This window comes from Amycolatopsis sp. NPDC004368, assembly GCF_053602515.1.
Map to the genome: position 1 here is coordinate 55,986 of NZ_JBSGDT010000001.1, position 23,431 is coordinate 79,416.

15 protein-coding genes are annotated in these 23,431 nt (G+C 71.1%); 3 read left to right on the top strand and 12 right to left on the bottom strand.

Features of this window, described 5'->3' with window-relative positions; all coding sequences use genetic code 11:
* From ACWEOE_RS00205 to ACWEOE_RS00260, 12 genes are all read right to left on the bottom strand, one after another.
* Window positions 1-1,563 (bottom strand): WXG100 family type VII secretion target (locus tag ACWEOE_RS00205; protein ID WP_452001694.1); only part of this gene is annotated, 1,563 nt, incomplete at its 3' end.
* Between the two features lie 43 nt (window positions 1,564-1,606).
* On the bottom strand, window positions 1,607-2,017 hold the full coding sequence (locus ACWEOE_RS00210; protein ID WP_452001696.1) for a hypothetical protein: 411 nt from the start codon (window positions 2,015-2,017) through the stop codon (window positions 1,607-1,609).
* Window positions 2,017-2,406 (bottom strand): YbaB/EbfC family nucleoid-associated protein, encoded by a 390-nt coding sequence (locus ACWEOE_RS00215; RefSeq protein WP_452001699.1) that lies wholly within the window; start codon window positions 2,404-2,406, stop codon window positions 2,017-2,019. The genes ACWEOE_RS00210 and ACWEOE_RS00215 overlap by 1 nt, the downstream gene beginning before the upstream one ends.
* Window positions 2,407-2,418: 12 nt before the next feature.
* Window positions 2,419-5,730, bottom strand: coding sequence for a right-handed parallel beta-helix repeat-containing protein (locus ACWEOE_RS00220; protein WP_452001701.1), 3,312 nt, complete (start codon window positions 5,728-5,730; stop codon window positions 2,419-2,421).
* Between the two features lie 19 nt (window positions 5,731-5,749).
* A complete protein-coding gene (locus tag ACWEOE_RS00225; protein ID WP_452001704.1) occupies window positions 5,750-8,857 on the bottom strand; it encodes a hypothetical protein in 3,108 nt (1,035 codons plus the stop codon).
* 35 nt (window positions 8,858-8,892) lie between these two features.
* Entirely contained in the window at window positions 8,893-9,156 is a 264-nt protein-coding gene (locus ACWEOE_RS00230) for a type VII secretion protein EccB (protein ID WP_452001707.1), read from the bottom strand.
* Between the two features lie 15 nt (window positions 9,157-9,171).
* On the bottom strand, window positions 9,172-10,548 hold the full coding sequence (gene eccD / locus ACWEOE_RS00235) for a type VII secretion integral membrane protein EccD (RefSeq protein WP_452003276.1): 1,377 nt from the start codon (window positions 10,546-10,548) through the stop codon (window positions 9,172-9,174).
* 46 nt (window positions 10,549-10,594) lie between these two features.
* The gene (gene eccCa / locus ACWEOE_RS00240) at window positions 10,595-14,593 is read right to left on the bottom strand and encodes a type VII secretion protein EccCa (protein WP_452001710.1); all 3,999 of its coding nucleotides are present in this window, start codon (window positions 14,591-14,593) and stop codon (window positions 10,595-10,597) included.
* Between the two features lie 28 nt (window positions 14,594-14,621).
* On the bottom strand, window positions 14,622-18,056 hold the full coding sequence (locus ACWEOE_RS00245) for a hypothetical protein (protein WP_452001713.1): 3,435 nt from the start codon (window positions 18,054-18,056) through the stop codon (window positions 14,622-14,624).
* Window positions 18,057-18,104: 48 nt separating this feature from the next.
* On the bottom strand, window positions 18,105-18,656 hold the full coding sequence (locus ACWEOE_RS00250; protein WP_452001716.1) for a hypothetical protein: 552 nt from the start codon (window positions 18,654-18,656) through the stop codon (window positions 18,105-18,107).
* 92 nt (window positions 18,657-18,748) lie between these two features.
* Window positions 18,749-19,048, bottom strand: a complete 300-nt coding sequence (locus ACWEOE_RS00255; protein WP_452001719.1) for a WXG100 family type VII secretion target — start codon at window positions 19,046-19,048, stop codon at window positions 18,749-18,751.
* Window positions 19,049-19,084: 36 nt separating this feature from the next.
* Window positions 19,085-19,435: a WXG100 family type VII secretion target gene (locus ACWEOE_RS00260; RefSeq protein WP_452001721.1), complete on the bottom strand. Its 351-nt coding sequence runs from the start codon at window positions 19,433-19,435 to the stop codon at window positions 19,085-19,087.
* Between the two features lie 379 nt (window positions 19,436-19,814).
* Between ACWEOE_RS00260 and ACWEOE_RS00265 the strand changes: the two genes are divergently transcribed.
* The 3 genes from ACWEOE_RS00265 (at window position 19,815) to ACWEOE_RS00275 (ending at window position 22,377) form a co-directional block, all read left to right on the top strand.
* Entirely contained in the window at window positions 19,815-20,648 is an 834-nt protein-coding gene (locus tag ACWEOE_RS00265; RefSeq protein ID WP_452001724.1) for an alpha/beta fold hydrolase, read from the top strand.
* A 376-nt stretch (window positions 20,649-21,024) separates the two neighbouring features.
* Window positions 21,025-21,609: an isopentenyl-diphosphate Delta-isomerase gene (idi, locus tag ACWEOE_RS00270; protein ID WP_452001727.1), complete on the top strand. Its 585-nt coding sequence runs from the start codon at window positions 21,025-21,027 to the stop codon at window positions 21,607-21,609.
* A gap of 93 nt (window positions 21,610-21,702) precedes the next feature.
* Complete coding sequence (locus ACWEOE_RS00275) at window positions 21,703-22,377, top strand: GGDEF domain-containing protein (RefSeq protein ID WP_452001730.1); 675 nt, start codon at window positions 21,703-21,705, stop codon at window positions 22,375-22,377.
* The last annotated feature ends 1,054 nt before the right edge of the window (window positions 22,378-23,431 follow it).

A 23,431-nucleotide genomic window follows, 5' to 3' on the forward strand; every position in this document is an offset into this window, starting at 1 on the left:
GGAAGCACCGTTCGCCGAACCACCAGCGCCAGCAGACCCATTCGCCAAGCCACCAGCGCCGGAAGCACCGTTCGCCGAACCACCAGCGCCAGCAGACCCATTCGCCAAGCCACCAGCGCCGGAAGCACCGTTCGCCGAACCACCAGCGCCAGCAGTGCCGTTGGCTGAGTTGCCGGTGCCGGAAGCCGAATTGCCGGTGGCGGGGTTGCCGGCGGTGCCGGAGGACTGGCCGCGGTCGGGGGCGCCGGCGGAGTCGGTGTGGGCGGTGTTGGTGCCACCTGACGAGCCGCTGCCTGTGGTGCTGCCGCCGGATGTGCCGCCGGCGCTCGAGGCGCCGCCGGTGGAGCCGGAGCCGGAGATGCCGGAGCCGGAGGTGCCGGCCGAGCCGCCGGAGCCGGAGCCTGCTGTGGAGGAAGAGCCACCCGAGCCGGAAGATCCGGTCGAACCACCCGAGCCGCCGGCCAGAGCTGAGTCGCCGGAGCGGGAGCCAGAACCCGACCCGGACCCAGAGCCAGAACCCGACCCAGACCCAGAGCCAGAACTCGAGCCAGACCCAGAACCCGAGCCACCGCCCAGGTCGAGGCCCGTCAGGTCACCCAGGGCGCCCAACCCCAAGTCGCTGACCAAACCACCGAAGCCGCCGATCGAGCCGGGGCCCTGGGCGGTGGGGCCGTTGCCGCCCTTGTCCCCGTTGAGGATGTCGTGGGCTTTCTGCCCGAGTTTGTGCCCGCCGTGCGTGGCGGCGCCGCTGAGGCCGCCGTTGAGGGCGCCCCAGCCCAGGCTGTCCGTGTCGCCGTCGAACAGCACCGCGCCGGCACCGCCGACGACGACTTCGGTGATGGCTTCGTTGCCGGCGGCGCCCCAGACGTTGTGGCTGAACTTGGTGCCGAACTTGTTGTCGAACTTGCCCAGGCCGCCGTGGAAGCCGTGGGCGAAGGCGCCACCGATGCCGCCGAGGACGGCGGACTGCATGATGTCCTTGGCGTCGAAGCCTTTGCGGTTGCCCTGCGCGATCTGGATGACCTGCGCGAGCATCTCTTCCGCGACCTCTTCGCCGGCTTCCTCCGCGATGGCCGACGCGAGGTGGCGCGCCAGGGACATCAAGCGCGACACCAAGGACTGCTCGATCTCCTTGACGACGGTGCGGCCGATCGCCAGGATCTCCGGCACGAGCGGCGCCGTGAACGGGTCGGCGATGGCCCAGAGCACCTCGGCGGCGGTGACCGCGATCGCGATCAGCATGCTGTACTTGGATTTCTCCACGTCCAGCGCGTACTGCCGCAGCGCCTCCGCCTGGGTCTGGGCGCTCGCGATGAACTGGTTGCCCACCTGGCCGAGCTTGGTGGCGAAGTCGAGGAAGTTCTGCTGCACGTCGCCGCCGACGTTGGCCGCGACCTGCTCGGCGAGCTGGCTGAAGCCTTGCCCCGCTTGCGCGATGCGCTGGGCGACCTGGTCCCACTCGGTGGCCAGCGCGCGCAACGCGTCTTCGTCGCCCTGCGGCCAGGCGTCACCCCCGATGATGTAGAAGATCCAGTTCAGACTGGGGTCCACCATCAGGCTCATCGGGGGTCACCTCCTTCGGCGGCCGACGAACCGCCCGGGTTCGTCAGGCGTGCTTCGAGGGTGTCGGGTTCGAGGCGTGCTCCGGCGTGGCGGCACCACCACCGCCGCCACCTGTGGCGAGGTCCGTGATCGCGTCCCGCAGCTGGACCGTGACGTCGGTGGCGGCGCCGTCGACGTCACGGAACACCTCGGCCATGCTGCGCACCGCGTCCGTCGTGCCGCCGACGGCTTTCGCCCACGCGTCGAGCCCGGCGAAGACCTTGCCGGCCGCCTCGACGTGGGTGTTGGCGAACTCTTTGCCGTTGTCGTCGTTTCCGGCGGCCGCCGCGACACGGCCGGGGTTGGCCAGGTCGTGCACGTGCTGCGCCAGCGCCTGCAGCTCGGCGGCCTTGCTCGCGAAGGCGTTCGCGCCGCCGTTGAGCCCGTCGGAGTCGACGAAGAAGCTGTCGGCCATCAGTCCTCCTCCAGCCCGGGCACGCGGCCCGAGAACAGCGACCGCACGTCCACGCGGCCGTTCATCAAGTCCTGCGCGGAAACCCCCGCCGGCAACATCGGCGCCATCGCCTCGGCCGACGCGTCGACCGCCTTCTGCCGAGCCTCCTCCACGGTCTTCACGATCACCGCGGCGAGCTCGGCCGGCGGCATCCGCTTGTACACGCTGGTGGGGAAGGAAAGTTCGGTCAGCTCACCGAGGCGCGACACCGTCGCGGTCACCTCGCGCCGCGCCGACGTCGCGGTGCCGGTGAGCGTGCTCAGCTGCTTGCGGCTCTCGTCGAACCGCTCGCGCTGCTTCTCGACGGCGCTCAACGCGTCGTCCAGCATCTTCTGGTACGGCGAACTCATGCATTACCCCCTTCAGCCCACCGACGCCAGGCCGGGGCCCAGCGCCAGCGCTCCCGTTTCGGGCGGCCGGATGCCGCGCAGGTCGGCGGCCGCGAGCGTGCGCGAAGCGGCGGCGATCGACAGCGTGCGCGCGAGTTCGTGCGCGGCGAACGCGGTGTGCTCCGACGCCGCGGCCAGCTCGTGGGCCAGCGCTTCGCGGACGTCGTCGGGCACGTCGTGACCTCGGCGCACCAGCAGCCGCACGGCGATCTCGGCCAGCTCGTCCACTGTGTACTCACCGAGTTCCCAGCCGACGGTGAACGCGCTCCGCAGCGACGGCACCGCACCGAGCAACGCCGAAACCCGCTGCGACTGTCCGGTGAGGACCACCACCGGATCGGCCGGCCGGCGCGTCACCGCCTCGGCGACGGCCTCCACCACCTCGACGCCGGGGCTGTGCACCGCGACCTCCCAGTCACCGTCCACATCGAGCACCAGCACGCCGCCGCTCGCGTCGTCCATGGCCGTGCGCACGAGGTGCTCGGCCTGCCCTGGCCAGCGCGGGAACAGGTCCGCGGCCACGGAGCAGCGCACGAGCTGCCCCACGTTCACCAGCCCCAGCTCCGCCAGGCTCCGCGCGTACAGCTTCGCGAACTCGGCTCGCCCGGACCCGCGTTCGCCGCTGATCACGAGGTTCGCCAAGTGCCCCAACGGTTGCCGCTCCTGGTTCAGCCCACCGAGACGCACCAGCTGGCGCCGCGCGTTCTCCCGGACGCCGGCCTGGCCGACGAGCGTGCGCAGCCGGTTCCAGCCCGTGCTCGCGCCGACGGCCGCGGCCGGGTCAGAACCCACCGACACCGCGGCCGCCGCGGCGGCGGGCAGCTGCACCAGCTCCGCGCGCAGGTCCTCGGCCGTGAGCCGGTTGAGCTCCGAGTCCTTTGTGGGCGGTTGCAGGGCCAAGCGCGAAGCCTGGTTGTTCACCATGGCTTCGAACAGCTTCCGGGCGACACGACCGTTGCCGAACGTCGAATCCTTCGGCACCCGCTCGAAGTACTCGCGCAACGCGGTGATCGCGTCGTCGGTCAGCTCGTAGTAGTGCTTGCGCGTGAGGCCGGTCGTGATCGTCACCAGCTCGTCGACGCTGTAGTTCGGGAACTCGATCGTGCGCGTGAACCGCGAGGCCAGGCCGGGGTTGGACTGCAGAAACAGCTCCATCTGCTCCGAGTACCCCGCCACGATCACCACGAGCGAATCGCGCTGGTCTTCCATGATCTTCATGAGCGCGTCGATGGCTTCCTGCCCGAAGTCCGGACCGGACCCACCCGAACCCGCGGCCAGCGTGTACGCCTCGTCGATGAACAGCACGCCCCCGATGGCCTTTTCGACGACCTCGGTGGTCTTGATCGCCGTCGACCCGATGTACTGGCCCACCAAGTCCTGGCGCGCCACCTCGATCATGTGGCCCTTCGACAAGATGCCCAGCTCGGCCAGCACCGTGCCGTACAGGCGCGCGACCGTGGTCTTGCCGGTACCGGGAGGGCCCGCGAACACGAGGTGGCGGCTCATCGGCGGCATCGGCAGGCCCATGCGCTCGCGCATCTGGGACATCTTGATCAGGTTGATCAGGCCGGTGACCTCCTTCTTCACCCCGGCCAGACCCACCAGCGACTCGAGCTCGCCCAGCGGCCCGTCGAGCACCTCACCGGCGGCTTCGCTCACGCTCTGCTGCTCGGCCGGCGGCGCGGGCGCCGCCGGGAACTCGCCCGCCAGCCCACTCGCCAAGGCCTGGTCGGCGCTCACGTTCTCCACCGTCGACTGGTCGTCTTCGACGCGGCGCACGGCTTCGCCGCCCACGTCGTTGACCACGCAGTCGCGGATCGTCACCGGCTCGCGCGTGTCCACGCGGAACCCGTCCTCACCCGCGCCCAGCACCTCGCATTCGACCAGCGACCCGCGCGAGCCCTCTTCCAGTACCACACCGGTGCGCGCGGCGTTGCGCACGCGGCACCGCGAAGCGGCCAGCACCGCCCCGGCGGCCACGGCGATCCCGTCGGCGTTCGATTCGGCGATCTCGCAGTCCTGCAAAGCTGTTTCGCCCGGACCCGCGACCCGGAGGCCGCCCCCGCGCACGAGCACCGACGTGAGCGAGGACGGTGCGCCAGACCCCAGCGTCACGGCGTGCACGGCAGAGGACCCCACGCGGATGTCACCCACGGTGAGCCGCGCCGACTCCGTCGTCTCCAGACCAGGCTCGTGGCCGGTTTCGATGGCCGCGTCGACCAGATCCATTCGCGACTGTCCGGAAAGGACTATGCCACGGCCGCCGTCGGTGTTGAGGCGCAGGCCGGTGACGGTCACGGCCGCGTCGGCGTTCACGACCACGGCGGTCTGCGTCGAACCCCGCACGGTGGCGCGCTCGAACTTCGGCGTCGCCTCCCCGTCGGCGAGGATCGCGACCGGCGAGCCCTCGAACGTGCAGTCCACGAAGTGCGGCGCCGCGTTCGCCGTCGCCTGCACGGCGTTGCGGCCGGCACCGGAGAACACGCATTCGCGCAGCACCGGCGCCGACGACGCGGCCACGTGCGCAGCCTGCATCGGCGCCGACAGGAAGTGCGAGCCCACCACGGAAACGCGGCCCTGGCTCGTGAGGTAGAGGTCGACGTTCGCGCTGTCACGCACGGTCAGGCCGGTGATCGTCGCGCGGCCCTGCTGCTCCACGACCATCGCGGGTTTCTGCGCGCCCGTGATCTCGCAGTTCTCAACGACTGCCACGGCCTCGCCGTTCACGCAGATGCCGTTGCCCTGCGGCCGCCGCACCACACAACGGCGCAGCACCACGGACCCGACCTCGGCCACCACGATCCCCGACGACGCCGCGTCGACGATCTCCGTGTCCTCGATCGTGCTCTGCGCCGGCGAAGCCACGACGACGGCGGCGCCCGCCGTGCTCGTGACCGTGCAGCCGCGCAGCGCGAGCTGCCCCTGCAGCCGCGCGAGCAGCGTCGCCCAGGACGCGCCGGAGACGCGGCAGTCGTCGAGCGCCGCCTCACCGCGCACCACGTCGACGGCCACGAGACTCGCGTCGGTGCTGGTGAGCGTGAACCCGCGCAGCTGCACCGCTTCGGAGTTCGCGACGAGCACACTGCCCTGGCTCGCCACGACCTCGACGGTGCCCACGCCCTGCTCGGCGACCAGCGACACCATCCGGTCCACCACGAGGTTCTCCTCGTAGCGGCCCGGGTGCACGCTGATCGTGGCCCCCGGCTGCGCCTGGGCCAGCGCGGCGCCGATGGTCGGGAACGCACCCGGCCGGTCGCCGGCGACCACGAGCAACTGTCGGTTCATCGAATCCGCCTCTCCACCCTCAGACCAGCCCCGGCAGTGCCCCGAACCGCGGCGCCGCGGCCACGGCGATCGGCTCCCTGCCCTCGGCCTCCGCCCACACCTCGAGCTCACGGCGCAGTGACACCAGCGCCAGCTCGTCGAGCGAGATCCGGTCCGACGCGACCCGGCCGGTCTCGTCCACCTCGCTCGACGTGAGCTCCCGCAGCAGTACCAGACCCCGTTCGCCCTCGGCGGGCTCACGCAGGTCCAGCACCTTGAAACTCGTGCCGGGCACAAACAGCACCCGGTTCTCGACGCCACCGTTCACGGGCTCCAGCAGCTTCGTGCGCCGGGCCGTGATCGACCAGACCAGCACGTCCGTCTCGCCGGCCAAAGTGGACGACGGCTGCGTGAGCGTGTTGAGGAAACCCCACTCGGTGACCACCTTCCGCGAGCGCAGCAGCTCCCAGCTCGGCTTCGGCACCGAAGTCGCGAACGTCGCCGGCCCCCGGTGCGACGGCAGCCGGCTCAGCCCGGCCACGACGCAGCGCGCGATGGGCACGTGCGGCCCGTTGACGCCGGTGCGCAGTGCGCCGTCGACGGCCGCGCCCTTGACCGAGAGGTACAGCTGCACGGCCACGGCGTCGGTGAGCACCTCGGCCTGCGACGTCGACAGCGCCCCCTGGAAGCCCGGGTGCTCGGACAGCACGCGGGCGACGGAGTTGGACATCAGGCCGAACTCGGAGCCCAGGGACTTGCGCAGCCATTCGCGTTCCTTGTCGGCGCCGCGCTTGGGCAGAAGGGCTGTGGCGTCGGGGCCGGGGGTGGGCTGGAGACGGGCTTCGCGCTTTTCGGCGGTGGCTTCGGCCGGTGCTTCGGCCGTGGTCGCGGTGGACTCATCGGTCGCGGTGGGCTCGGCCTTCTCGGCGGGCACCTCGTCGACCTTCGGTGCCGGGGTGGTCGGCATCCCCGCCGGCGGGGTCGCGGCCGGGGGCATTCCCGCGGGCGGCGTCGCGGCCGGCGGCATCCCGGCGGGCGGGGTCGCCGCAGGGGGCAGCGGAGCAGGAGGCACGGGAGCAGGAGGCGCCGGAGCAGGACGCACCGGAGCGGCGGTCATGGGCACTCCGGGAACGACCGGCGCAGCCGACATCCCGGCTGGAGGCGCGGCAGGCGGAATCGGTGCGGACACCCCGGAGAACCCGGCCGGCGGCCGCGCACCTGGCCCGGCGAACCCACCAGGCTGCGGCCCCGCCGACCCGACAACCGCGGCAGGCCCCGCACCACCCGGCACGACCGACGGGCCGGCAGCACCCGGCCCAGCCGGTGCCGAGTTCGTGAGCACGACCGGCGACTCGGAATCGCTCGCCGTTCCCGACGCGACCGGACCCGAGACTCCGGGGTCGGCCGGGCCGACCATCGACGGCCCGACCGGCACGGCGGGGCCAGGAACCACAGCTGCCGGCGTTTCGGCCGCAACCGGCGCCGCGGCACTTGGCAGGACCGGCGACTCGGTCGAGCCCGATTCCGTATCACCGGCCACGACTGGTACCGGACCACCGACCGTGGCCGGCTTCTCGTCCGGCCCGCCGAACGGCCCGCTCTGCGGACCGACCGACGCCGGCGGTCGCGCCGAGGTGATCGTGATCGGGCGAGCCCCCGCCAGGGAGCGCGTGACGCCGACCCCGGGGTCGAGGCGCTGCGTGATCGTCGGCTCCGCCCGCAGTGACACCGGCGCGGAAGTCGCCTCCAACCCCACCGGGGTAGCCGGCACCACGACTTCCGTCGGGCTCGCCTCGAGGAGCGCCGGCACGGACTCACCCTGCTCGATCTCCGCCAGCGCGCGGTTCGACACCTGCACCCGGGAGCGTTCGGCCAGCAACGCGGCCGCCGGGAGCACTCGGCTCATCCGGCGCGTGTTCTCGTCGAGGCGGGCCATCAGGTCCTCGGCCAGCAACCGCATGCGGTCGGCCGAATCGTCGGCACCCGCGTCGAACGTGAGGTTGTTGATGGAGTTGTCGAGGGTCAGCGCGCGCACCGCGGGGGTGTCCTGTCCGTCACGCGGCGAACGCACCAGCAGGCCCGACTGCACGACCTCGATCACGGCGTCGGGTGAGTACCAGTAGACGGCCGGCGCGACCTCGTCGAGGCCGTTGATCGGCGCGCGGTGGCTGATCAGCCGGGGTGCGGGTGCGTCCGGCCCGGTGCGCGGCTGGTAGCCGACCTCGCGGACGAACGCGGTCCAGCCGAGGCGGCCGTCGAAGAGCACGGTGCGCACGTCCACGAGCTGCGGCGAGCCGACGGGTAGGCCGGTGTAGAACGCGATCTCCTTGCCCAGCAGGTCGGCCAGCGCCTGCCCGAGCGTGGTGCCCGCGGGCACGGACATGGGGCCGTACTGCACGAAGCGGGCCTTGGCGCGCACGTTCTCCGGCAGCCGCACCCACAGGCGGGCGGCGTCGTCGAGGGTCAGGGGTGGGCAGCCGGGGCAGCCGAGGACGATGGTCATCGTGTCGTCCAGCGCGGGCAGGCCCTTGATGAGCGCCGCGCGGTGCGCGCGCTGGCCCTGGTCGAAGCCGACCGGCCGCACCCACAGCCCGCCCGGCAGCGGCTCCGCGAGACCGCGCGAGCTGGTCGACGTGACCTCGGCCGTGAGCCCGGAGTCCCAGGACGGCCGGGGGAACCGCTTCGCTTCCCACTTCGGCGCGCGGCCGGGCTGGAACTTCACCCAGCCGCTGCCGCGTCCGGAGTGGACGAACAGGGAGCCGCCGGCGCTGGGGATCACGGAGCCGTCGGGGGCGAGCACCGTGCGGTTGATCCGCTCCGACAGCCACTGCCCGGCCAGCGCCGACGTCTCGCGCGAGCGCCCGCCGATCACCAGCCGCACGCCGCGGCGGCGGCGCGGCAGGACCTTCGCCACCGATTCCCACAGGGCGATCGGCGAGTCCACCGGCAGGTCGACGACCACCAGATCGTGGTCGGGGTCGGCCGCGACGGCCAGCGCGAGGGCCTGCGCCTCGTCGGAAATCCCGGACGCGGGGTGGACGACGAGCGCGTTGCCGACCGTCTGCTTGTCCAGATCGGTGCCGGAAATCCCGGTCCCGCGACGCACGAGCGAGAGGTCCATGTTCACCTTCGTCCTTCCTACCGGCACCGGCGCGATCCTCCGGCGAAGCGGTTCGTATCAGGTCAGGTCGGGATCCGCACCGTGTGCGATGGCCCACCGGTCACCGGCGCCGACGGCGCGCCGCCGCCGGTGTGGTGCGCGATCAGGCCGTAGACGAAGAACCCCACCGCGATCAGCAGCCCGAGCGCGGCCCCGACCAGCAGGCCCGTCCAGGCGCGTTTGGCCGGCACGTCGAGGTGGCTCGCGTCGCCGAGCACGAGGGCCGAGGTCATCCGTCCGATGAGGAACGAATACGCCTCGACGTGATCCTTCTGCGTCTGCACCATGTCAGCTCACCCCGTTCACGCCGTCAGGCCGATCGCCCAGCCGTAGACCCCGTACAACTGCAGCAGGATCGGGATCAGGGCCACCGCGCTCAGCGTCTCGGTCCAGTTGGCCAGGTGGCCCCAGATCGGCAGCAACCGCCGCGGCGGCGGCCGCAGCATCGCGAGCACCAGCAGGAAGAACACCAGCAGCACACCGAACGTCGCGGCACCGCGCCAGCCGGCCTCCAGCGGCGCGATCAACGCGACGGCCAGCAGCACCAGCCCGACCGAGCCGGCGATCGACAGCGGCACGCGCTGCCACGCGCCGAGCAGCGCCCGCGACCGCATCAACGCCGCCGTGGCCGCCAGGAACGCCGCGAGCTTCGGGAACAGGTCCTGTTCGACGAGGAACGGGATCGCGCAGGTGATCACCACCGCCGAGGCGATCGAGAAGATCGTCAGGTAACCGCCGGCGTACGCGGTCTGACGCACCATCTGCTCCGCGGGCGCGGGCTCGATGTCGTACTGCAGCTCGGAAGCCGTGCGCGGCAGCTGCGGTCCGCGGATGCGCGCGAAGCGGATGCCGATGCGCGGCGCGAACACCATGAATCCGATGAGGACGGTCGTCAGCAGCCCCGCCGTCTGCACCGTCGTGAAGCCGGCACCCAGGTGCAGCCACATCGAGATCGCCCCGGCCACGCCGACGGCCACGACCGCGCCGAACGGCACGAACGGCAGCCCCGGCGACCACGCGGCCCGGCCACCGATCACCAGCCCGCCGGCGAGCGCGAACGTGAGGGAACCGACGAGAATCGGCGCGCCCTGCAGGTCGAACGCCGCGTCGATCCCGGCCACCCCGATCGCTCCGGCGACGGCCGCGAAGCCACAACCACCGAGGCCCAGCAACAGAAGCAGCGCACCGTCCTCGGACCGCACACCGCACGCCACCGCCGACACGAGCAAGCCGAGCGCCACGACCGCGGACCCGATCGAGGACAACCCGAGCGAGCCCGGCATCAGCAGCACCCACGCCACCACCAGCTGGGCGGCGATCGCGAACCCGAGGAACAGCCACCGGTTGAACTCCGGCTTCCAGCGACCCGGCTGGCGGCTGACCGCCGTGGCCATGCCGTCGGCGATGTCGTCGAAGTCCAGCTCCGGCAACGGGTCCTGCAGCGGCCGGAGGTGGAACTCCTCGCCTTCCTTCCAGTCCAGCGACTCCGGCGTGCCGGCCGCGTCGAGCGGCGCTTCGCCGAGCCGCTGCAGCACCCACGTGTCGGCCGGCTCCTCCCGGCCGCCGGTGTGGTGCAACAGCACCGGCAGCAGGCTCGTGAGCGGCACCGACATCGGCACGGCCAGATCGGCCCGTCCCTGCGGCCCGTACACGGTGATGCGGCAGAGCTCGCCCTGCATGGCTGTCAACGCCCGCTCCTTCCAGCGTCGTCGAAGACTGCGTGGTTCACCGGAGACCACCCACCAGCTGCTGCTCGGCTTCCGCGCCCAGCGGCACGTAACCGGTCTGCATGAGCTTCACCCCGCGCCGGGTGACCAGCTGCGCGCGGCCCGCCGGCAGCTTGCGCGGCGTGGCCTCGCCGAGGAACTTGCCCTCCTCCTTGGGGTAGGAGAACACGACACCCGGGCTGCCGAGTTCCCACATGCGCCGCACGACCGCGTCGGCCAGCGAGCGCATCGCGCCCGACGTGCTGCGCGCGATGATCAGGTGGAACCCGATGTAGGAACCCTGCGCCAGCAGCGAAAGCAGTGGTTCCAGCGGCGACCCCATGCCGCCGGTGAGCAGCTGGTAGTCGTCGATCACGAAGAACAGCCGCGGGCCCGTCCACCAGTCGCGGCGCTTGAGCCGCTCGGCGGAGATGGTCTGGTCCGGCACGCGCGGCGTGAGCGACACGCTCGCCTGCCCGGCCAGCTCCTTCAACGCCTCGGTGGTGGTCGCGTAACCCACGCGGTAGGCCTCGGGGACCTCCGTGTCGAGCATGCGGCTCGGGTCCGCGAGCACGATCTTCGCCTCGTTCGGCTGGTAGCGCGCGAGCACCGAGCGGATGACCAGCCGCAGCATGTTCGTCTTGCCGGTCTCGTTGTCGCCGAAGGTGAGCAGGTGCGGGGTGGTCTCGAAGTTGTGCCACACCGGCTGCAGCCGCTGCTCGTCCTGACCCAGCGCGATCCGCAGGTCGCCGTCCGGGTGCGGGAGCTCCCCGATCGGCAACGTGCTCGGCAGCATCCGCACCGCCGGCGCCTTGCGGCCCGGCCAGAACGTCTGCACCTCCTCGGCCACGGCCTTGGTCGCCGCCGCGAGGTCGTCGGTGGCCGAGCTGCCGTCCATGCGCGGCAGGGCCGCGAGGAAGTGCAGGCCGTCGGGCGTCAGGCCGCGGCCCGGCTGGTTCGGCACGGTCTTGGCCTTGCGCGACCCGATCTCCGACTCCATCGGGTCACCGAGGCGCAGCTCGAACCGCGTCTGCAGCAGATCCCGCAGGAACGGCCGGATCTCCGACCAGCGCGTGGACGCGATCACCACGTGGATGCCGAACGACAGGCCGCGAGCGGCCAGCTCGCCGATCTTCTGCTCCAGCTCCGTGTAGTCGTTCTTGATCGTGTACCAGCCGTCGATCACGAGGAACACGTCGCCGAACGGGTCGTCGATCTGGCCCCGGCGGCGCAGCTGCCGGTAGACCTCCATCGACTCGACGCCGCGGCTGGAGAACACGCTCTCGCGGAACTCCATCACCTGCGAAATCTCCTCGATGGTCCGGACCACGCGGTCGCGTTCGAGACGGGTGGCGACCGAGCCGACGTGCGGCAGGCCGCTGATCGCCATGATGCCGCCACCGCCGAAGTCCAGCGCGTAGAACTGGACCTCCTCCGGCGTGTGCGTCATCGCGAGCGCGAGCACCAGCGTGCGCACGAGCGTCGACTTGCCGGTCTGCGGACCGCCGACCACGGCGACGTGGCCGGCCGCACCCGAAACGTCGGCCAGCAGCAGCTCGCGCACCTGCTCGAACGGCCGGTCGATCATGCCCATCGGCACTCGCAGACGGCCGTGGTGGGCCTGGTCCTGCACCGTCATGCCACGCATCGGATCGGGCAGCACACTCGGCAGCAGCGAGTCGAGGCTCGGCGACTCGGCCAGCGGCGGCAGCCAGACCTGGCGCGCGGCCGGGCCGGCGCCGGTGAGCCGGTCGACGAACGCGTCCGCCAGCGTCGGGCCGTTGGCCGGGGTGGCGTCGAGCAGCTCGGCGTCGGACTTCTTCTCGGGGGCGTCCGGCACGTCGTCGCGGATGATCAGCCGGCTCGGGCGGGCCTGGGTGAAGAACGGCACCACGTCACGGCTCACGCGGGCGGCGTCGGTGGAGCCCTCGCCGTTGCCGGCGGGCACCGGGCCCGACACGTACGCGGCCTTGAACCGCACCAGGTTCGTCGTGTCGATCTTGAGAAAACCGTTGCCCGGCTCGGAAGGCAGCTCGTACGCGCTGCCGACGCCGATCACGTTGCGCGACTCCATCGAGGAGAACGTGCGCAGTGCGATCCGGTACGACAGGTGGCCTTCCACGCGGTGGATGCGGCCCTCGTCCAGGCGCTGCGACGCGAGCAGCAGGTGCACGCCGAGGCTTCGGCCCAGCCGGCCGACGGACACGAACAGCTCCATGAACTCGGGCTTCGCGCTCAGCAGCTCGGAGAACTCGTCCACCACCAGGAACAACGTGGGCATCGGCGCCAGCTGCTCACCGGCCGCGCGTGCCTTTTCGTACTCGTAGAGCGACGGGTAACCGCTGGCGCGCAACTGTTCCTGCCGGCGCACCATCTCGCCGTTGAGCGAGTCCTGCATGCGGTCGACCAGCGGCAGCTCGTCGGCCAGGTTGGTGATCATCGCCGACGTGTGCGGCAGCCGGTCCATGCCGAGGAACGTCGCACCACCCTTGAAGTCCACCAGCACGAAGTTGAGGATCTCCGACGAGTGCGTGGCCGCGAGCCCGAGCACGAGCGTGCGCAGCAGCTCCGACTTGCCCGAACCCGTCGCGCCGATCAGCATGCCGTGCGGACCCATGCCGCCCTGCGCCGACTCCTTCAGGTCCAGCTCGACGATCTCACCCTCTTCGGTGACGCCGATCGGCACGGACATCCGCGCCCGCTGCACCGCCCGCGGCCGCCACTGCGCCGCGATGTCGAACGAGTACACGTCCTTGATGTTCAGCAGCGCCGTGAGCCCGAAGTCGCTCTCCAGCGGCTGTTCCGCGATCTCCAGCGTGCCGCTCGTGCGCTTGGGCGCCAGCAGCCGCGCGAGACCCTCGGCCTGCGTCACCGACAGCTCGTCGCGCACCGCCGAACCCGCGCCGGTGCCGGCGGGGAACTCGACGAGATCGTCCTTTGTGGTCAGTCGCAGCACCTTCGGGCCACCGGGCAACGCGCCCGTGACGTCGAGCAGCACCACGTTGCGCAGCCCCGCGCCGAGCAGCCGCGACGACTCCGGGATCTGCGCCAGGTGCGCCACGATCACCACGAGTGGCTCGGTCGTGGTCGGGCCGACCGACTTGTCGTGGTCGTCGCGATCGGCGACCTCGGGGCCCAGGATGTCCATCAGCTCGTCGTGGTCGGTCGCCAGCAACCGCAGCGCGCCCGCGGAGTCGCGGAACGTCGGGTGGTTGTTGTGCGGCATCCACTTCACCCAGTCCCACTGCGACTGGGCGGCCTCGGTCGTGAGCACGGCCACGCGCAGCTCGTCGGGCGAGTGGAACGTGATCAGCTGCGCGAGCATCGCCCGCACCAGCCCGACGGCGGCTTCCGGGTCGCCGTCGAACTCCACGCTCGTGAAGCTGCGCAGGCCGACCGCCGTCGGGATGCCTGAGAGCGTCCGGTACGTCTCGGTGAAGCGCCGCAAGGAGATCGCCGACAGCGGGTCGAGGTCCTCGATCGGCTTCGTGACGGGCGGCACGAGCTCCAGCGCCGACTGCTGCGAACCGAGCCCGATGCGCACACGACCGAAGTCGTCGTGGCTCACGCGCCGCTCCCACAGCCGCGGCCCCCTCGCCAGCGACCACAGCGAATCGGGCGACGGGTTGTTCCACGCCACCGCCCGCCGCTGCTGCTCCGCCGTCGAGCGCGCACGCTCGCGCACCTGCGCGATGTAGCGCAGGTAGTCGCGGCGCTCGGCCTTCATCTTGCGCTTGCGGTCACCCGCACTGCGCGTGAGCTGACCGAGGCTCATGGCCATCATCGACACACCCATGCCGCCGCCGAGCACGTAGGTCATCGGCGACGACCCGCCCACGCCGGAGAACGACAGGACCATCACCATCGAGCCGATGCCCATGGGCAGCATCATCAGCAGCGAGTTGAAATCCCTCGCCGCCGGCTCCGCGAGGACCGGCGGCTCCTGCAGATCCTCCTGCCCCTCGGGCATCTCCGGACCCGCGGTCCGCGGACCACGCTTGACGGTTTCCGTGCTCACCGCCGCACCTCTCGCTCCACGCCCAGCCTCACTCCAGCACGCCCGTGGGCCTGCTCGCCGGGCGGCCCCACGCGGATTCGTCCTGGCTCAGCAGGTCCGCCATGGTGCGTTCGACTTCTTCTTCCTCTTCACCCTCGTCCGCGGTGTCCTCTTCGGGCACTTCGGCCCGCTCGGACGGGCCCGCGGCGCAGGAGATCATCTGGTCGCCGTGGAACTCGCCCTCCCCGGCCCGCACCCGCTGGTAGGTGGCGAGCTGCGGCCCGTCGGTGTCCTCGGCCGGCCGCCAGGGACGGTCGGAGCGTTCGACCAGATCGGTGCCGAACTCCTCCTCCTGCTCCTCGCGCTGGGAGAACACCGACGAGGGCAGCAAACCGGGCAGGAACTCCTCCGTGCCCGCATCCCAGGCCGACGTGTCCACGGTCTCCGAGGGCTGGACCACGGCGATGCGCACCACGTCGTCCGGTTCGCCGCCGCCGACGCCGCCCTGGGTCGCCGCCTTGTCGTCGTGCTTGTGGCTCGACGCAGGGGTTTGCGCGGGGGTTTGCGTGGGGGTTGGGCTCGACGCCCAGCTCGTCGGTGCCGCCGGGACGGCGACCGGAGCTTCGCTCACCGCCCAGCCGGTGGCCGGTTGGTCACCCGTGGCCCAGCCCGAGACCGGCTCCGGGGTGTCGACGGACGCCGGCGCGGGTTCCGCCGGCTGAGTGGTGTCCGCCGGCACCGAGTGCGGATGCGGGTGGACCGCGGCTTCTCCGAGCACACCCGGATCACCGGTTCCCGGGCTCGTCCACGGCTGCGAGCTGCGGTCGAGGTGCTGCTCCGCGTCGGACCGTCCGGCGGACACCGGCGGCGTGGCGCCGACCGCGCCGGGCGGGGTCACGACCACGACAGGCGACTCGTCCACAGTGGACGAATCGACTGGGGCCACCACTGTCGGGGCCCACCCGGCCGTCTGCGCCGGCGGGGTGTCGCCGGTCGAGTTCGGGTCCCCGACCCCGACGGGCGAGCTCGCGTTCCACGCATCGGTCACGCCACCGAGCAGGCCGGCGGAATCCGGGCGTTCGGCCGCGTTGGCGTTCGCGGCGTTCCCGGCTCCGCTCTGCGGCGGCATCATCGGCGTGCCGGAGCCCGCTCCCGCGGCCGCTGCCTGGTTCGAGGAATCCGTGCCCGTCAACGCTTCCGGCAGCTCAGGCAGGTCGGCCGGGCTGTCGAGCGCACTGTCCAGGCCAGTTTCCAGGCCACTCTCCAGGCCACTCTCCAGGCCGCTGTCGAGCGCACCGTCGCCGAGGCCGTCGACGCCACCGAAACCGCCACCGGTGCCACCCGTGCCGGCCGGCGGTGCCCACGAGGCGGCCTCCAGCGGCGGGGTGTCGGCCGCGGTGGGGTCGCCGAGGCCCGCGGGCGGACCCGTGAGCCACGGCTTGCTGATCCCGCCGAGCAGGCCCGCCGAGTCCGGTCGGTCACTCGTCTGGTTGCCGAGACCACCCGCACCGCCCGTACCGCTCGACGGCGGCATCATCGGCATGCCCGAGCCGGGACCGCCGGTCGCGGCCTGCCGGCCGGTGTTGCCGTCGGTCAGCGCGTCGGGCAGGTCGGGCAGGGTCGGCGGCGGAACGAGGTTGCTCGAGTCCAGGCCCTTGATCGAGCCGGCGCCACCCGCGCCGACACCGCCCGCGCCCTTGATCCCGGCCCCGCCGGTACCGGCGTGGGAGGCACCGTCGACGGGCGGCGGCGCCCACGACGCGTGGTCCAGCGGCGGCGTCTCGACGAGCGAGTTCGGGTCGCCGATGCCCTGCGGCGGGGTCGGCAGCCACGGCTTCTTGATCCCGCCGAGCAGCCCCGCCGAGTCCGGCCGGTCGGTGCCGGTCTGGCCCAGCCCGCCCATGCCGCCCGCGCCGGTGGGCGGCGGGATCGGCGGGGACGTGAAGCTGCCCTGGTGGTCGTTGCCGGAGTTCTGCAGGGCGTCGGGCAGGTCAGGCAGATCGGCCGGGTGGAGCGCGTTGCTCTGCAGGCCGGGGTTGCCACCGTTCGGCAGTCCGGTGAGCACCGGGGGCTTGATACCCGAGAGGCCGCCGGTGGAGCCACCGCTGCCGGTGCCCGTGCCGGTTCCGCCGGTGCCGAGGCCGAGGCCACCGCCCTTGGTGTCGTCGGGCGGCCCGGTGAGCACGGGCGGCTTGATCGGGTTGAGACCCGTGGTGCCGCCCTTGGTGTCATCGCCGTTGTTCGCGGTGAGCACCGGGGGTTTGAAGCCGCCGCCGGTTCCGGTGATCCCGCCGGTGCCACCGGTTCCCCCGGCGCCGGCGCCGGCAGGTGGCTTCGGCAGGTTCGGTGAGGTGAACGGCGGGATGACGGCGCCGTCGCCGGTGCCGTTCGCGCCGGCCGCGTCCGCGGGCGGGTTGGGCAGCGAAGCCGACGTGAAGTCGGGCAGACCGCCACCGCCACCCGCGCCGGACCCGGTCGCGTCGAGGTTCGGCGCGTTGACGGCCGCGGACTTGAACGGCGGCAGGTTCGTGCCACCACCGCCACCGGCGCCGTTGGGCGGACCGCTGATCGCGGCGGACTTGAAGTCGCCGACCCCACCGTCACCACCGCCGTCGGGCGGCCCGGTGATGTTGGCGGACTTGAAGTTTCCGTTGTTGCCACCGCCGGTGTCGCCGGTGTCGCCCGGTCCCTTGATGGGCGGCGGCGGAGGCGGCGGGGGAAGTTCGGGGGGCGGCGGCGGGAGTTCGCCACCACCGCCACCGGCGCCACCGGGAGGGGTGGGAGGCGGCGGCTGGCTGGGCGGGGGCGGCGAATAGCTCGCGACCGCGACGGTGTTGTACTTGCCGGCCAGCGTGTTGCCGACCTGGCGCATGTCGTTGGTCATCATGTCGACGGCTTCGGGGAAGTCCGCGATGTGCGCGCGGCCGTCGTCGAGGACGTGCCCCGCCGCGATGACCTGCTGGGCGTAGTAGCTGTCGATGTAGCGCAGGGTCTGCTGCGCCCAGTCGAGGTAGGCGGCGGAGTTGGCCAGCTCGACCGGGATGCTGCGCCCGCCACCGCCGTCGGTGATCATGTGCGCCAGCGCGTCGAACTTCGCCGCCAGGTCGTTCGTCATGGCCTTGAACTTGGCCGCGGCGGTGCCCTGCCACGGTCCGTCGTCGCCGGCGAGAGCGGCGGCCTGGTCCTTCACGGCCTGGCCGATCGTGGTCAGGTTCGCCTGGGTGGTCTGGAAGATGCCGGCGGCGACCTGCAGCGACTGCCAGTTCACGTTGCCGTAGGCGCGGTCGAGGTTGCCCTGGCCGGCGGACATCGCGCCGCCGCCGAGGATCGCGGCCTCGATCTGCTTCCAGGTCATTCCGTTGAAGTCCTGACCCGGATCACCGCTGGTGTTGGCCGCCGGGGTGGACCCGTCCGACCAGATGCCGCTGCCGTCTTCCTGGAACCCGTGGCTGTTGTTCGGGTTCGGGCTGTCGTTCTTGCCCATCCTGCCTCGTTCTCTCGGAACCCGGAACCGCCGCTCCCGTGACCGGGATCAGCTCTTCTTGCTGCCTGCGTTGTTGATCTCGGTGCCGACCGCGCTGAAGTACTCGTTGTACTTGTCGGCCGTCATGTTGTTGGCGTTGTCCTGCTCGTCGTATTCCTTCGACGCCTTGTTCACGGCCTCCGAAAGGTCGTGCAGCGACGTGACGAGGTCCTGGATCGTGGCCCGCACGGTGTCGCGCGCTCCGCCGGTGCCCGTGATCTGGGTGACGATCTTGGTCTGGGCGGTGGCGAAGACACCGGGCTTGAGCACGATGCTGTCGAGCTGGTTGGGCAGGTCCTTCAGCGGACCGTCGGCGAGGGTCTGCATGTTCTTCGCGAACGTGCGCATCGCCTCGGTGTTGACCACGGTGTCGCCCTTGCCGCCGGCGGCGCCGTCCTTGCCCGGCACCGGCGGGGGCGTGGTGACCTGACCGTTGTCGGGGATCCACTTGCCGTTGACGCCGGTCGGCGACTGGTCGCCGGGGCTGTGGAACGTGGGGTGGTCGTTCTTGTTGTCGTTGCTGTGGTCGATGGTGGAGCCGTCGTTGGTGCCGTACGTCATGGGCGATCGACCGTCCTTTCAGGTCAGTGGACCGGCGGGCACACGTGGGGCGCGGCGGATCCCCGCCACGCCCCGGGCAGCCCGCGCGGCGATCAGTGCGTGACGAAGGAGGCCGCGATGCGGCTCTCGGCGTCGCCGGTACCGCCGTTGATCGTGTTGAGGGTGCCGGCGGCGGCGTCGAGGGCGACGGGCAGGGCTTCGGCCTGCTGGTGGCAGTAGTTGTAGGCGTCCTGGAACTGGTCGGCGGCCACACCGGTCCAGCTCTCACGCTGAGAGTCGATGGTCTTCTTCATCGCGTCGAGCAGGTCGCTGATCGACTGGGCCTGCTGCTTGGCCTGGCCGACGGTGGATTCCATCTGGACGAAGTTGATCTTGAACTGGCCGAGAGCCATGGGATTTCCTTTCAGGAGAACCGGAGTACGGGCGGATCACATGCCGGGGAGGCCGGCGGGCGTGAGCGGCGTGCCGATCTGCGCCGCCTGCGCGCGCACCGTCGCGTTGTTGTCGCCGTCCTGCTGGTCGTAGTTGGCCGCGCCGGTGTTGACCTGGCCCATGAGCTCGTTGAGCTTGTCGATGATGTTGCGCACCGTCTGGTGGAACTGACCCATGGCCTCGTTGAACAGGTTGGCGCTGTCGGCCTGCCACGTCTCGAACAGCGAGAGCATGGTGTTGTCGACCTGGGTGTCGACCTGACCGATCTGCTCCCCGGTGTCGTGGATCGTCTGCGCTCCCTGGCGCATGACGTCTGTATTGACAAGAGCACCGTCGGCTGAAGCCACGTTCGTCTCCTTAACTCATCGCACTTTTGGAATTTGTCGACTTGTCGTCGAAGCGGGTCACCGTCCGCGCGGGCCACATCCGGAAGACGGATATCCACGAGTGCCATGACTCCGGCTCATCGCTTCCCGGGCAGGTTGAGTGGAGTAGGCGGCACCAACGTAAAGGAGTTCCCGGCTTTCGCAGCCGGGTTGTTCCCCTCTGGACACTCGGGGATGACCGGGAGTGCAGGGTCGAGAAAATCGGACAAAATGCGACAAGTCCCAGCAAGACGCGGGTGCGGCTGACCAGATCGAGCCGCCGCTTGCCCCTTTGTCCGCCGAGATCTGCATGGGAGGCCATTGCCGGAAAGTGTCGGTGCGGCCCCGTAGAGTGCCAGCCGTGATCGACCAGCTGAGCATCCCGACCGAAGCAGGTTCCTTCGACGCGATCGCCTCCGGGCCGGAGGACGGTCGCCCCGTACTGCTGCTCCACGGCTTCCCCGAGGCCGCCGTGGAGTGGGAACACCAGGTGGCGACCCTCGGCGTGCTCGGCTACCGCGCCGTGGCACCGGACCAGCGGGGGTACTCGCCGGACGTTCGACCCGAACGAGCGGCGGAGTACGGTATTTCTACCCTGGTGGAAGACGCCGTGGCAATGGCGGATGCGTTGGGGTGGCAGAAGTTCGACCTCGTCGGGCACGACTGGGGCGGGGCCGTCGCGTGGTGGACCGCCGACGCGCACCCGGACCGGCTGCGCAGCCTCGCCGTGGTGTCCACCCCCCACCCGGGAGCGCTTTCCGCAGCGTTGAAGACCGACGAGGACCAGCACCAGCGGTCGGCGTACATGGCCGAATGGCGTTCGACGCCGGCCACCGAACGCAAGATGCTCGCCGACGGCGCCCGCGCGCTGCGTGACATCTTCGACCGCCGCATTCCGCCGAGCCGGATCGACGAGTACGTGCGGCGGCTGGAGGAACCGGGCGCGCTCACGGCCGCGCTGAACTGGTACCGCGGCGGGCGGCCGGGAGGGAAGATCGGCAAGATCGACGTGCCGACGCTCTACGTGTGGTCCACCGAAGACGTCGCTTTCGGCTCCACCGCGGCGTTCGACACCGCCAACTGGGTCACCGGGCCGTACCGGTTCGAGATGCTCGAAGACGTGTCGCACTGGGTCGCCGAAGAAGCGCCCGAGGCCCTCACGTCCCTGATCGTCGAGCACCTCGGCAGCCACTGACGAAGGAGCCGGCCCGGGTTTTTGCCGGTGCATGGGAATTATTGCCGAAATTCGTCCACTTTGGACATTTGGTGAGATCGTTCCGGTTGGCGGCGGTGGTCGCGCCGCGTCAAGGGCTGGGACCGGGAGTTCACCCTGCACGGGTATCGCTGGCTGTTGGCCCGATGCGGCAGGTCACAGAGAGTGTTCACTTGGTGAAGCCGGCCGTGTTTTGTCCACTTCGGACTCGGTCGTTCACTCTGGCCGGTCACCGCGGCCGCGTTCCTCCGCCGAGACCGTGACGGACCGTGCCGATCGGCCACCCGAACCGGCAAGAACGGCACGGCCACCCGCCTTGCGGTACCTCGTCGGTGGAACTCTGGTGTTCAGTGGTCACGTGGACACCATCACCGAACCCGAGGCCGAGCGCATCGTCTTCGTCACCGAGGACGGCGAGCCGACGGGCGAGACCGGACCGAAGCTCGCGAGCCACCACGGTGAGACGCGGCTGCACCTCGCGTTCTCGTGTTATGTGCTGCGCCGGTCGGACCAGGCGTTGCTGATCACGCAACGCGCGCTGGACAAGAAGGTGTGGCCGGGGGTGTGGACCAACAGCGTCTGCGGGCACCCCGCTCCGGGCGAGTCGCTGCCCGACGCCGTGCGCCGGCGCGCCGCGTACGAGATCGGGTTGCCGCAGTTGCAGGACCTCGAGGTGGTGCTGCCGAAGTACCGCTACCGCACGCCGCCGTTCCAGGGGATCGTGGAGAACGAGTTCTGCCCGGTGTTCGTCGCGTGGGTCGATGACGACCCCCGGCCCAACGCCGAGGAAGTCGGTGGCTGGCGCTGGATCTCGTGGGCCGATTACACACAGTTGCTCGAAAGCACTGAGGTCAACGTGAGTTACTGGGCCAAAGACCAGTACGCGCAGCTCAAGGACAAGAAACCCTTTTCGGCGTTGGAGCAACAGAACTTCGGTGCGTGACAAAACCCGGCCCTCGTCGTCCACTTGAGCGATATTCGCTTTCGCGCGTACCGATGACTCAAGCCATCGCTCCTTTACGACGACAACCATGAGGTGGCGGAGGTGGGTGTGGCGGCCGAGGACGAGCTCACGGCGGGTGCACCCGCTCCCGATCTGCTGAGCCTGCACGAGACGATCGCCGGCATGTTCGCCAAGCAGGGCGACTGGCGGCGCGCGTACGAACACCTGCGGTCCGCGCTCGACATCGCGCGGGCCGGCAGCTTGCGGGACCCGCTCACGTCGAGCTACAACCGCCGTTACCTCGACCAGCGGCTGCCCGGGTTGCCGGCCGCGCGCGGGCTCGCCGTCGCGCTGATCGACCTCGACCGGTTCAAGCACGTGAACGACACGTACGGTCACCTCCTCGGCGATCGCGTGCTCTGTCGTGTTGCCGATCTCCTGCAGGAAGAGCTGCCGCCCGAGGGGTTCTGCGCCCGGTACGGCGGTGAGGAGTTCGCGCTCGTGCTGCCGGGCGTCGATGCGGCGGGGGCCGTGCGAATCGTCGAGGCCGCCCGCACGCGGGTCGCCCGTCACCCCTGGTCAGAACTTCAGCCCGGGCTGCGAGTCACCATCAGCGCCGGTCTCGCGCACGCTTCCGCCGGCCCGGTGTCCGCCCAGCGGCAACTCCTGCGCGCCGACAACCTCCTCTACGCGGCGAAACGCGCGGGGCGCAACAAAGTCGCCTATCACGACCGCGAAACGACGCGCGTCATTACCCACTCTGAGTAACGGATAGCGGCGCTTACTCCCCTTTGCTTGCTCCAATCTTCACCTGTTCGTCCGCTTCGGGCCGCCCTGGGTCGACTCATGGTGAAGAAATTCGCGGGAGGGTGTCGTCACGAACGGCGGGTATCCGTACGATAACGAAAACCTCCCGAGGAACGACGTGCCGTGGGAGAGCCGGAACGAAAGGCGCCGCCGCCGGTTCGTAAGTGCCCGAAGTGCGAAAGGAGTCCGAGTGCCCGACGATCGCCCCCAGCCCGGCACCGGTCGCCACTCGGACAGCGCAACCCCTCGCCCCGGCCGCCGCCGCTCCATGGAGACCCAGGGCGGGATCAGCGTCTCGGACGTCGTCGCCCGCCACACGGGCGAACGCCCGACCTTCGACACGGAGGACTCGGACCCTGGTTCGCGGCGGGCCGAGCCGCGGGGTTACGGCTCGAACGGGTCGAACGGCTCGGGCAGGTACTCCGACGGGGCATCCGGGTTCAACGGCTCTGCTGGCGCTAATGGGAGCCGCTCGGCCGGCACTTCCGGCACCTCCAGCGCCGACGGTGGGTACTCCGCGGGCTCCAACGGCTCGTCCGGGTCCTACGGCGGGCACTCCGCCGACACCAACGGGACTTCCACCTCGGGCGCACGCCGCGCCGAAGACTCCCGCGCCTACTCCGCGAGCACGAGTTCAGCCAGCTCCTCCACCGGTTCCCGCGCGGGCTCGCGCCGTGCCGCGGATTCGGGTGCTTCGCACCTCGCGGAGGAGACCTACTCGACTTCCTCCCGCCGCCACCGCAGCGACGACTCGGACTCCGGCACCTCCCACCTCGCCGAGGAGACTTCCTCCCGCCGCCACCGCGCCGAGCAGCCGCCACCCCGCGGCCGCCGCGCCCGAGCCGATGACGACCCGCCCGCCGCACCCTCGGCGGGCGGCCCCGTGCTCCGCCCGGATTCCCCGGCCGGACGCACCTCGCACGCCGCGGATTCCGCCGGGCTGAACTCACACTCCGCGGACGCTCCGGACTCGCCGCCGTCGCGCGGCGCCCGCCGGGCCTCGCCGGAACCGCCT

What these genes read in the sequence shown, in the direction of transcription:
- ACWEOE_RS00255 (WP_452001719.1), bottom strand. Translation starts at nt 19,048, where the DNA reads ATGGCTCTCGGCCAGTTCAAGATCAACTTCGTCCAGATGGAATCCACC.
- ACWEOE_RS00245 (WP_452001713.1), bottom strand. Translation starts at nt 18,056, where the DNA reads ATGGGCAAGAACGACAGCCCGAACCCGAACAACAGCCACGGGTTCCAG.
- ACWEOE_RS00210 (WP_452001696.1), bottom strand. Translation starts at nt 2,017, where the DNA reads ATGGCCGACAGCTTCTTCGTCGACTCCGACGGGCTCAACGGCGGCGCG.
- ACWEOE_RS00230 (WP_452001707.1), bottom strand. Translation starts at nt 9,156, where the DNA reads ATGGTGCAGACGCAGAAGGATCACGTCGAGGCGTATTCGTTCCTCATC.
- ACWEOE_RS00220 (WP_452001701.1), bottom strand. Translation starts at nt 5,730, where the DNA reads ATGAACCGACAGTTGCTCGTGGTCGCCGGCGACCGGCCGGGTGCGTTC.
- ACWEOE_RS00250 (WP_452001716.1), bottom strand. Translation starts at nt 18,656, where the DNA reads ATGACGTACGGCACCAACGACGGCTCCACCATCGACCACAGCAACGAC.
- eccD (WP_452003276.1), bottom strand. Translation starts at nt 10,548, where the DNA reads ATGCAGGGCGAGCTCTGCCGCATCACCGTGTACGGGCCGCAGGGACGG.
- ACWEOE_RS00215 (WP_452001699.1), bottom strand. Translation starts at nt 2,406, where the DNA reads ATGAGTTCGCCGTACCAGAAGATGCTGGACGACGCGTTGAGCGCCGTC.